The following is a 10,933-nucleotide window of genomic DNA, read 5'->3' on the forward strand; positions in this document are numbered from 1 at the left end:
TGTTTCTTAAAAATTAAGCCCGAAATTAAATGAGTTGCTGGGCAAAGACATATTTAATCAAATCAGTATTAGACTGCAGCTGAAGTTTACGCATGGCGTTATATTTCTGCGTTGCAACCGTACTGATACTACGTTTACGTGCTTTAGCTATCTCCATTAAACTGTACCCGATAGCAAAAAGCCTGATTACTTCAACTTCTGCGGGTGATAAAAGAGTCTGTGCGGGCTCATCTGAAGCAGATTGCGCCAGATCTTTCATCTTTTCTGAATAAAATATTTCAGAATTCGATGAGCAAACCCAGTGCAAAGCTTCTACCAGATCCCGTATATCATCACGTTTGCTCACTATTGCATTTACCGGAATTTGCAATATTCTTTTCAAAATGGCCGGGCTATTCTGTGCCGTAAAGATAATGATTTTAAGGTTAGCATTATGGTTGTAAATTTCTTCTAGCTTTCTAACGCCGTTCAAATCATTACGTTCAAAGTTAAAGCAAAAATCAGTAATTAATATATCAGGAGGATCGCTATTCAGTTTTACAAAAAGATTTTCTGCTTCTACCGGGTATGCTGCAATGTCCAGGTTGTGAAATCCGGTTGAGAGTATTTTTTGTATTGAATAAAAAATAAAAGGACTCTCATCAGAGACACCAACTTTAAACCTCCTTCCTTTTAATGGCCTATCCACTGATAAAATCCTTTCTCAGTTTATAAAGTCTGGTAAAGGGCTCCGAAGAGCCCATGTGGTTACTGATAACTAATGGTATAGGTAGCAACTGCGTTAGCACTACCAGGGGTTATTGTGGCAGCAGTCTGGTAATAACGTGCATATAAGGGCACTGTTATCAATGCTGACGACAGTGGATAAGCTGCAACTCTGTATGGTGCTGCCAGTGCAACAGGTTGCTGACTTTCATTCAGAATCTGAACACCCACTCCGCTGGCAGTTGAGGTCGAGTTCAGAGAAACTACGCCGACATCCGATAGCCCATCAGCCGCATCCCCATCCAACTGCATCATAACGTCAAAGGTACCTGAAAGAAGTGCCTCACAGTTAAGCTGAAGATTAAAAGCGGTAGATGGGCTGGTTTGTCCAATACCGGAACCCAACCCACTGCTGGTATTCGCTGTGTAACTCCCTAATGACACCCTCGGGTTAACATCGCCTGCTGCTGAGCAGGTTTGATCCCTCACAGTGATGCCGCTTTTAATATATCTGACATAAAGTTTCAGGTCATTTCCTGGTACCAATGAGCCTACATCAAATACGTTGACATAGTCCGGAAGCAAATTGGGGCCAGCCATCGAGTTTGACGTCCGCACAATCTGAAAAGGCACATTCAATGTGACATCAGTATAAGCACCGACTGTACCGCCACTGGTTAACGCGTAAGTAGCGATCTTGTTGCCGGTAGGAATATTGGCAGCGTCGGTGGACATTTCACCACCGTAACCGGTATAAATGGTTAAGCCATAACCGAGTGCATCTTCAGCAATTGTTTTACGCTTTAAGTACACTTCTCCCGTTAAACCATCAAAAAACTGTTGCAGATTATCCAGGGCACATTTGAACGTGACTGTTAAATTGCCACTATAAACGACCGTGCCCACCGGAACAGCTGCCGAAATATTTATCCCCAGTGAGCGGAAATCTAATACCGCATCAGAAAGAGATTTTTTGCACGTCAGTGTGACATCATCTGCCGCGTTCGCATTAATTGGTGCTAGCATGACGAAACCAGATACCATAATCATGATGCTGACTATTCTGGTCAGTGTCCTTCTAAAGTTAATAAACATCATAATGTCACCCGATTAACCCTGATTATCTTTGTTCATTTCGCCGTTAGACACGTAGCGAACAGGTTTTGATTGATCGCTGCTGCATGTTGTTGTGAGCCTTGCAAGGGTGTTGTTTTCACTGGAATTAACAATACCGGACTCCAGGTTAACCAGACACTTATCACTGGCTGCTTTACCCCAGGAAATATGCAGGCGGCTGACATCTTTATTTAACCTCACATAAATCTGACCACCCTGTGAAACAGTGGTGATAAGGTTACCGTCTTCATCATTAACCGTTGCACCAAATGGCAAGGCATTTCCGTTCGGCTGATTAGCCCGAATTAACAGTGGCTTTCCTTTGCTGGTTTTATAATCAAGTCTGACGACTGCACCCTCAACAGGAATAACGCGCTGCTGAGTTGATTCAAGCTCAACATCCAGTGGAATTCCTTTTGGGTCGATGGCCAGTTCGTTTATCCGGTACGGGTTAAGGTTTGGCACAATAGCTTTGCCGCTGCCGTTTAACACAATATTGGGATAGCCGAGTACACGCGCGCCCTCTGCATCTTCTGCGGTAACAACAGCATAAGTCGTAGACTGATAAGCGCTGAAATTAATGCTATCAGGTAAAGCGACTACCGCACCGCTGATACCACCCGAGGCAGAATAATAGTTTTCCCCTTTAGTATAAGACGCCGTCAGCATACTGTAGGGCGAACGGTACTGCCCACTAACTGAACCGGACTTCTCATTATCAGTATCGCGCGCTATTCCAACGTTATAGTTATATTGGTCATGTTCACCCAGAACACCATTAACTGCTGTTTGTGCATTCACACCTTGTTTATTATGTGTCGCACTTCCGGTTACATAACTTTGACTATCGCTGCCAATTGGCACCGAGAAGTCGAGTGACAGTTGAGTATCATGCCCGCCGGTTGAATATAATAATCGGTTTGCTGATAAAGTATAGGAGACCCGACCAATTGTATTATTGTAACCCAGCTGAAATTGCGTATTTGTTCCGGCAGAATCCCAGTAATTCTGAACAAAACCAGTAAGATAGATATTCCCATATGACTCCCCAAAATTTTGGCTTGCCGTCATAGAAAAACGTTGTTTGGGGCGCGAAAGATAATTTGACGAACTGTTTTTATGATTTTTTTTATAATAGTTATTGATTTGTAATGCATTATCAAAGCTGTAATAACCGGATGATGAGAAGCGGTAAGCCGCCAGAGTAAAATTCGTGTTAGTCTGAGAAACCTTCTTACTATAAGTTGCCCGATAACTTACACCTTGCTTTTTCTCATCACCATATTTTGTCTGAGCCCCAGTAATATCCAGTGAGATCGCACCAACAGGTAAACCAAATGCACCTCCCAACAGCACAGAGGTGTAGTTATCTGATCCCAGAATACCTGAGTAACCGGTCAGACTATTGCTAAAACCATGCTGAATAGTGCCCTGATAGACCGAAGGTGTATAAACCATATTGTCTTTTCGGGATACACCACCGGTCAGACTATAAAAAGTCATGCCCGGACGTTTCAGACGCGTCATCGCTGCGTAAGGAACTGAGAAACGGGTCTCACCGCCGTCAGCTTCTTTCACGGTCACGTCTAAATCACCACCGTAGCCTGTAGGATAAAGATCGGTGATATTAAAAGGGCCTGGTGAAACCGTCGTTTCATAAATTTTGTTGCCATTTTGCGATACAGTTACCTGAGCGTTGGTTCGGGCTACGCCGCGGATTTCTGGTGCATAGCCTCGCTGAGAGTCTGGCCACATCTGGTCAACTGTAGATATTTGCGCACCACGAAAAGAAAGCGTATCGAAAATTTCGCCACTGGTATTGCCTTCACCTAATAACAGCCGTGATTTTATTTGCGGAATATCACGCTGGACATAGGTATTAATTGCATCGTAATGATGATACTCGTTGTTTTTTTGACGTTGCCAGCTGAGAGAACCATCGTGACGGAACATCCATCCGCCAAGGTTAAAACCCGCCAGTGCACGGCCATAAAATGAGTCATATGCCTGACCGTGATTTACAGAGCGATAATAGTTGGTGTTATAGGTTAGCGTAAGTGCTGTTTCACCCTTATCCCAGAATTCTGGCGCAACGTAGCCGCGCGCAGATCGCAACAGATAAATTTGCGGAATTGAGATATCCATCTGCATATCGGCAGAATTGATAGCTGCATGACTCTCTTTAACTACCTCCTCCAGCGCCATACACTGTTTACCAGAGCGCAAATCTTCAGCTTGTCCCGGGCTAAAAACTGTGTCCTTAAGTGACAAGCTTTTGACCAGATCATAGGAAAGGCACGCTTTGGTACCCGCCCCTTCACGAATGACCTGAACATTTTCCCGACCAATCTGACGACCATTCAGGAAAATATCCAGCGTATAAGTACCAGGATCAATAGGGTTACCGGTTGCATAGCGGGCCACATCAACTTTAACGCCCGGTAAATTCTTCACAAATGATTCGTCAAAATCATACGAATTTTCTGCAAATGCGGCGCCTGTTGATGCAGTTAAAAAAAGCGCCAGAAAAGATCGGTAAAATATTTTTGCCGTTGGTTTATTATTTTTAATCATCCTTGCCATCATTATTACCCCTGATGAGTTACCAAAGTTACTGACTAATTTTGGCGTCTACATTGCGTGCAGCGCCATAATCATCCAGATATTGATAATGAAAGTTTGTTTTTATTTGATTTGCGTTCAATCCTTTTAGGGAGAAGCTTTTTGTTTCGCCTGGTGCAAGCATTTCTCCCTTTTCACTGACTACTTTTCGCCCCGCGTTATCCTCGGCATTGATCTGTGAAACGTTGACGTAAAACGAAGAGTTATTGGTTGCTGTCAGCTGATTCGCTTTCTCCCCTTGATGCCAGATAAGACCCGACGCTGCTTCTGTGGCTTGCATCGCATCGAACCGGGCTGGGCGAAAGAAAATTTTGATGCGGCTACGAATAGCCATTTGCAACTGATTTTGATTCGCAAGGCTTTTATCGCGAGGAGGGATGTCGAGTACGTTAAGCCAGAATACCGACTCTTTATCTTTGGGCAGGTTTGAACCGGTATAAACGATACGTAATGTCTGTCCTTTGTTAGCCTCCATACGGAAAACAGGCGGTAGCAAGACAAACGGTACGTTTATTTTATCCAGTGCTTCATCAGGATTTCCATTGTCAATCCAGGCCTGTACCAGCGCAGGTTGATTGCCATGGTTATCTAAGCGGACTGTGACTTCTTTTTCTGTTGCGGGGTAGATTACCCGGGTGCCGATAATCGTCACACTGGCAAAAGCCGATGAGGTCACCGTAAAAGCCAGCAGACAGGAGATCAAAAATTTAAAACTTTTTTTTTTCATGATTTTGACAGAAATGATGATAGAGGAAGAGAGGTGGGAACAGATGCTCCCACCATAATCAATTACAGGTAATTGATTGAATAGTTCACAGCTGATAAGACGGTACCAGCAGTAGCTGCACCAGTTGCATAGTACTGAGCAGAATAGGTCAGAGTACCTGCACCAGCAGTCAGAGCGACAGTTTTTGGAGAGGTGGTCTGCTCAGTGCTACCCGCGTTCAACACGCCATTTCCGCTATCCAGCAGCTGCAGGTCAACATTCGTTGCAGTACCAGTATTGGTCAAACGACCATCAGCATTGACGTTGGCACCTTGTTCAAAGTAAGCGTACACGTCACCAGTCGTAGCTGAGCAATTGCTCAGCGCCATAGTGAAGCGAGTGTTACCTGCAGTCTGACCAGATGTGCTTAAAATACTACTTGCTACTTTAGGCAGTGTAACGGTTGCAGTGCTGCCGCCGCCGTTTACGCTTACAGTACAAGTCTGAGACGCAATATTTCCTGTGAAGTTAATGGTGCCATCTGAAGCTTCAGCAGCATTAACGTGAGCAGCAGCCAGCATCAGACCAAGAGCAACCATAGATAACTTTTTCATATACTTTCCTTTGTATAAAATAATTAATAACATCAATTAATGAACGATTTAATAATCGTTCACTTCCCTGGAGGATTCATTCCTCACAAGAGAATTAGAAAATCAGCAATCCAAATACGACTGCTGCTGCGACACCAACAATACCCATGCCAAAGGCAGACCCACTAACCGGGTTCGCTGCTGGAATTGAGTCTGGGCGCGTCCATTCAGTTTTCTCTTCTGAGCTTGCGCCTAGCTGCTTAAAGAAATCCAGGATCACCGAAGTTAATGAACCACCGCTAACGCCTTCGATTTCTTTATTGTTCAATTCACGCATGTTGTTTCCTTAAGCTGTAATTACAGATGCATTAGGATCAAACTGGTTTTCAACGACCGCGTTAAACCAGCCTGCCGTGCTATCCCAGCCATTCATAGCACCATATAAAGCACCATCAACAAGACCAAGGACTGCGCCGACAATCAGACCTACACCGGCAGAGACAATACCAACGCCTAACACGCCACCGGTGCTTCCGCCACTCATTCCCCATTTAAGACCAAAAGAACTAATACCCGTAACGGCACCGACAACTACAGCGCCAATAAAGTCAAAAAAACCTGCTCCTGAAACGTTTTGCATTTCAAAAGATGTTAACTCTCTCATCGATATCTCCATGTAACATTTTTTCAATATTATTATTTATGCCGCTTCTAGCGAACGGCGCTATTAGAATGGGTGGTCATAAAAAATGAAATAGTAAAACATCCATAATTCTTCTTTTGTTATCGTAAGCAAGGATATGGCTATTATATTTTTACATAATATTAACTGCTGTTGGTATTCTGGAATTTTTTGAGCGTACATTATTCTTATGCGTGATTTAACCATTAACAGCACTGCTTATGCCTGATGCTTAAAATTATCTGGCATCCGGGAAGCGCATGCCATGAACGCGGTTCAGTGAAACTGATTTATCTATGAATAAGCTTGTGCATAAAGCCATGAGTTAATGATTTCACTTGCCTGAATGTGAAGTCATTTGAGAAGTGGAATTAAAAAGGGAAAAATCCCATTTGCCAGTTTCTGGTGATTTAAGCTAAGTAAACTATATATATCAGGATAAAAAACTAAATATTTAAAGATAATCAATTTAAGTATCTGTTTGATGGGTGCCGTGGTTTAATTCCTTCCATGCAATGCTGCCTGACAGCGTAACTTTATTAAGGAGAATTAACATTGATGCCAATTTGATTTGTTTCTTTTCAACCATGCTGGAAAATTGAGAGAGGTGTTTAAATGCGTGCTTTTAAAATAGCATGCTCATAACATCATCTTTCAAATGGTAATGGGAAATTCTTTTTTTAGGAAAAAAGTTATAACACTGCCCGTAAGGTGCTACAAAGTAGATTTATGTGCTAACTAAACAGCATTTTAATGGTGTAAGATCTGGTTATTGTTTCTTTTATTAGCCTGAGTGTCTTTATTTATTTGTATTTGCGGTTTTGAATTTTGTTGGGACGGTTTTATTATAGTGGAACCGATAAAGACTATTTTTAACTGCCCGAGTTATGGAGGCGAGCTCAGGTAAGCGAGTACACCAGGCGAAAGAAAAAGAGACTATAAAAAACTGATTTTACGAATTGTTGCTAATCACTGACCAATGCGTCAGTTAGATTGAGTTAATTAATATGTATAGAGTGACTGAAAATCATGAACGGATCATCGATGCATTAGCAGGATTTACGCAGATTGCTAATCCAGATGAAATTTCAAGAGGCAAGCGCCGTTATCATTTGACTAAAGATAATGTACGTCGCGTTATGTTTATTCTTGACGGCGATTTTTTACTTAAACTTAAAAGCGAGAATAAGGTTTTGAATATCTTATCCGCTCCGTTTGTTGTCGGCGTCACTCCAGCTTTAGACGAGCCGCCAGTCTATCTGGAACGAGTTGATTATGGAAAAGTCAGTTTCATTGACTATGACGTGTTCTGGCGATTGGTTTTTGAGAAAGATCTTTTTAATGACGCAATGTCTATTTTATCAGGACAGTATTCTGATCTGATGAATTACATTCAGTTACCAAAAAGTAACTCATATGATGAAGTTCTTTCTTTGATTGAAAGATGGAAAAAACTGCCGACTCATTTAAAGAAACGATTTTCAGCACTATATCTTATTGAAAATAGTTCTCATTTATCAAAAAGTTCCATTTGCAGAGTGCTCAAGGAACTAAAAGAGAAAGGCGAATTGGTACTGATTAACGGTAAGTTCACCTGAATATAATATTTGTCATCGTGAATTTTGTGATGCTGAAGGGAAAAAATGGATGTTAATGTGGTTTGTACGGATGACGATTACTTCTTCAGACTGGGCATATCAAAGGTAATTGAGGAGGCACTGCTGTCTGATGCAGAAGTAAAATTTTTATCAGGTTTTGATAGTCATAACCTGCGGCAGGCTGACTTCATCCTGATCAATGTTTCGCAATGGCGTCTTTATATGTGTCAACCCGCTTATCGCGAGCGAAAGCCTGGCAGTATCATATTGGTATTTACCGATGATTTCGGAGAGAAAATTAAAAACCCGTTACCATTTTGTTATCAATCTTTGCTTGAAGTGTCAAAAAGGGATTCGGTACGTTTAATCACTGAGAAAATAACCAAGGCCTGGTTAAACACTCAGGGAAGAGTTATGGGATATCTGCCTTCAGACTGTTTACGGTGCGAATTTGCACGTATCACCGTGGTGCAACTTCAGGTGCTTAGTTTTTTGAAGAAAGGATACAGTGTAATCCAGACAGCAAAAAGGTTAGATTTGTCAGTTAAAACAATCTATGCACATAAATATAATGTGATGAGAAAGTTCGCTCTGAAAGGAGACAAAGAATTTAATGCATTTATCAATGATGTCTCGTTGCTTGAACTTTACAAAGGAGTTATCAATGTAAATGAGATTTAACGTTATCCAGAGGCGTAGGCTCACCCTTCTGCGCTGTTTAAATTTCCCATTTTTAATTTTTTAAGGAGTTGTCAGCTCCTGTTCAACATCGGATATAAGGTGTTTTAAATATAGTGATTAAGCACCTTAAGGAGAGTTATATGGAAAATAATTCACGTTTAACATGCAAAGCATCGAATAGTCCCTTTAAATTTATGCAGGGAGTAATGCTGAGTATGGTTTTATTACTTACAGGCTACCTGTACTGCAATTATGTTGAGGCGGCACCATTGCAGAACGCTCCTGCGCCATCGTTGTTTAAAGAAGTCAAAAATGACAAGGCGCCGGAGCAGATACACGACCCGCGTGCGCACATTATTGTCTACCGTATTGATGAAAAAAATCCTGCCGCATCAAAACGCGTCGTTAACGTATTTTTTAATAATCAATACTATACTAGCGTAATGTCAGGTGATAGAGGGACTGAAATTAGTGTGTGTCCTGGCCAGAAAAAACTGGACGTTATGTTCAGCCAGCATGATTCTGTCCAGCCAGCAAAAATTGAAGTACCCACACCAGAGCTGAAATCAGGTGAGCGCTATTACTATCAGTTAGCGGTAAATGATCAGCAGAAAATCACGGCGCGTCTGGTGCCTGCAAAGGAAGCTGAATCTGTTTTAACCAGTCTCAAAGCACAATCACGTACGTTATCGCGTGTAGTGAATGAACGTTCTTGTTCTGAAGCGGGCGAGTCAAAACTATTGAATCACCCGGTGGCTTCTTCACTATTAAATTCTGACAGTAGTCATGCTCAGAGCAATGCTATGAAGATAGCTGATAAAAGCAGTAAAGCTCAGGGCGCTGCATACTCACTGCATTGATGCAATCTGGCACCATATTTTTTATTAATCAGTTCTGATAATGCCGTTCACTGACTCCAGAATCAAGAGTTGTGCTGGAAGCAATGTCAGGATTGCGGATTATCTCGTCATAAAATCACGGTTATTCGAAGTATATGAATATAGAGATTAAGGGTTTGTGAAAGCCTTATTTCTATTGAATTTTATCAATCCTCGTTAATTAAGAAGGTTGTTATGTTGAAAGTGAACTTGCGTGGTGTGAAGGGTATTATCTCTTCATACACTGTTGATACAAAATCTGAAAATCCTACAACGATCAAAGTTCCGCATCAGGGTGCATTAAATATAGAACTGATCGATAGCGCTACAGGACATGCTCCGCAAATGGTTGTAACCAGGCGCGTTGGCAATAATCTGCAGCTTTTCTTTAGCCAGGATGATTCTCAGCATCCTGATATTGTACTGGAAGATTATTATGATAATGAAAACGTTCATCTGATTGGGCTGGGCGAAAACGGTCAATTTTATGAATATGTGCCGACTTCCGGCGATGTGGCTGAATACCCGCCAGCTTTAACTGAAGGTCAGAGCGGTGAACAGGTATTAGGTGGTGAAGGATATGCCAGTGCCGATCCGCTGACTGCCAGTCACAACAATTTTGGTTGGTTGCCTTTTATGCTGCTGGGCGGCGCGGCAGGCGGCGTTGCTATTGGTGCGTCCGGGCGTGGTAGCAGTGGCCATGACTCTTCCGCTAAGAGTGTATCGGTGACACTTGATCCTGTTGCGGACAGTGATAATGATGGTCGTCCAGAGTTTTCCGGAACATCGAATAGCCCTGACTCACAGGTTGTCATTCAACTGCCTGATGGCACCCAGATCACGACCCAGACGGACAGTGAAGGTAACTGGTATGTGGAAGCACCGACTTCACAACCAAATGGCACCGTCACTGTTACGGTAACTGATAGTGCGGGCAATAGCGGTAGCCTGACTGAAGAGTTTACTGACACCTCTTCGCCAGAAGCGGCGGTTATAAATAGCAATGATGATGAACAAATCTCAGGTAAAGCAGAACCTGGTTCAACTGTGGTTATTTCCGATGGCAGTACCGGTGAAACCACCACGGTTGTAGTTGATGAAAATGGTGACTGGAGTATCCAGCCTAACCCTGTCCATGAAGGGGATACCGACGTAACTATCGTGGTTGTCGATCCTGCGGGTAATGTCTCTCCGCCGTCCAACGGTTCCCGACCGGACATAACTCCTCCAGATAACATCAACTCCGGCATTGTCAGTGACTCAGTCACCCTGACGGACGACGTCGGTGCGATCACCGGCGAGATTGCCAGCGGCTCGGTCACCGACGACGCGCGGCCGACCCTTTCCGGCGA

General features: G+C 42.8%; 11 protein-coding genes. 4 read left to right on the top strand and 7 right to left on the bottom strand.

Features of this window, described 5'->3' with window-relative positions:
• Positions 1–25: 25 nt before the first annotated feature.
• From HFD95_RS18425 to HFD95_RS18455, 7 genes are all read right to left on the bottom strand, one after another.
• Positions 26–688, bottom strand: coding sequence for a response regulator transcription factor (locus tag HFD95_RS18425; protein ID WP_157354283.1), 663 nt, complete (start codon positions 686–688; stop codon positions 26–28).
• Positions 689–747: 59 nt separating this feature from the next.
• The gene (locus HFD95_RS18430; RefSeq protein ID WP_010256778.1) at positions 748–1,803 is read right to left on the bottom strand and encodes a fimbrial protein; all 1,056 of its coding nucleotides are present in this window, start codon (positions 1,801–1,803) and stop codon (positions 748–750) included.
• Between the two features lie 12 nt (positions 1,804–1,815).
• Positions 1,816–4,407, bottom strand: a complete 2,592-nt coding sequence (locus tag HFD95_RS18435) for a fimbria/pilus outer membrane usher protein (protein WP_167430594.1) — start codon at positions 4,405–4,407, stop codon at positions 1,816–1,818.
• Between the two features lie 25 nt (positions 4,408–4,432).
• On the bottom strand, positions 4,433–5,170 hold the full coding sequence (locus tag HFD95_RS18440) for a molecular chaperone (RefSeq protein WP_052271916.1): 738 nt from the start codon (positions 5,168–5,170) through the stop codon (positions 4,433–4,435).
• Between the two features lie 62 nt (positions 5,171–5,232).
• Positions 5,233–5,763, bottom strand: a complete 531-nt coding sequence (locus tag HFD95_RS18445) for a fimbrial protein (RefSeq protein WP_010256772.1) — start codon at positions 5,761–5,763, stop codon at positions 5,233–5,235.
• A 94-nt stretch (positions 5,764–5,857) separates the two neighbouring features.
• Positions 5,858–6,079: a hypothetical protein gene (locus HFD95_RS18450; protein WP_010256766.1), complete on the bottom strand. Its 222-nt coding sequence runs from the start codon at positions 6,077–6,079 to the stop codon at positions 5,858–5,860.
• Between the two features lie 9 nt (positions 6,080–6,088).
• Positions 6,089–6,406 carry a hypothetical protein gene (locus HFD95_RS18455; protein WP_010256762.1) on the bottom strand — a complete coding sequence of 106 codons (318 nt, stop codon included), beginning with the start codon at positions 6,404–6,406 and terminating at the stop codon, positions 6,089–6,091.
• A 1,025-nt stretch (positions 6,407–7,431) separates the two neighbouring features.
• On the opposite strand from HFD95_RS18455, the gene HFD95_RS18460 reads away from it, so the two are divergent.
• From HFD95_RS18460 to HFD95_RS18475, 4 genes are all read left to right on the top strand, one after another.
• The gene (locus HFD95_RS18460; RefSeq protein WP_167430595.1) at positions 7,432–8,022 is read left to right on the top strand and encodes a helix-turn-helix domain-containing protein; all 591 of its coding nucleotides are present in this window, start codon (positions 7,432–7,434) and stop codon (positions 8,020–8,022) included.
• Between the two features lie 45 nt (positions 8,023–8,067).
• Positions 8,068–8,703 (top strand): LuxR family transcriptional regulator, encoded by a 636-nt coding sequence (locus HFD95_RS18465; protein WP_167430596.1) that lies wholly within the window; start codon positions 8,068–8,070, stop codon positions 8,701–8,703.
• A gap of 140 nt (positions 8,704–8,843) precedes the next feature.
• A complete protein-coding gene (locus HFD95_RS18470) occupies positions 8,844–9,563 on the top strand; it encodes a hypothetical protein (RefSeq protein ID WP_167430597.1) in 720 nt (239 codons plus the stop codon).
• A gap of 213 nt (positions 9,564–9,776) precedes the next feature.
• A partial coding sequence (locus HFD95_RS18475) for an Ig-like domain-containing protein (protein ID WP_243208641.1) occupies positions 9,777–10,933 on the top strand: 1,157 nt, incomplete at its 3' end.

Origin of the sequence: Pantoea sp. EKM10T (genome assembly GCF_011800685.1) — a bacterium.
Classification (GTDB): Bacteria; Pseudomonadota; Gammaproteobacteria; order Enterobacterales; family Enterobacteriaceae; genus Pantoea; species Pantoea agglomerans.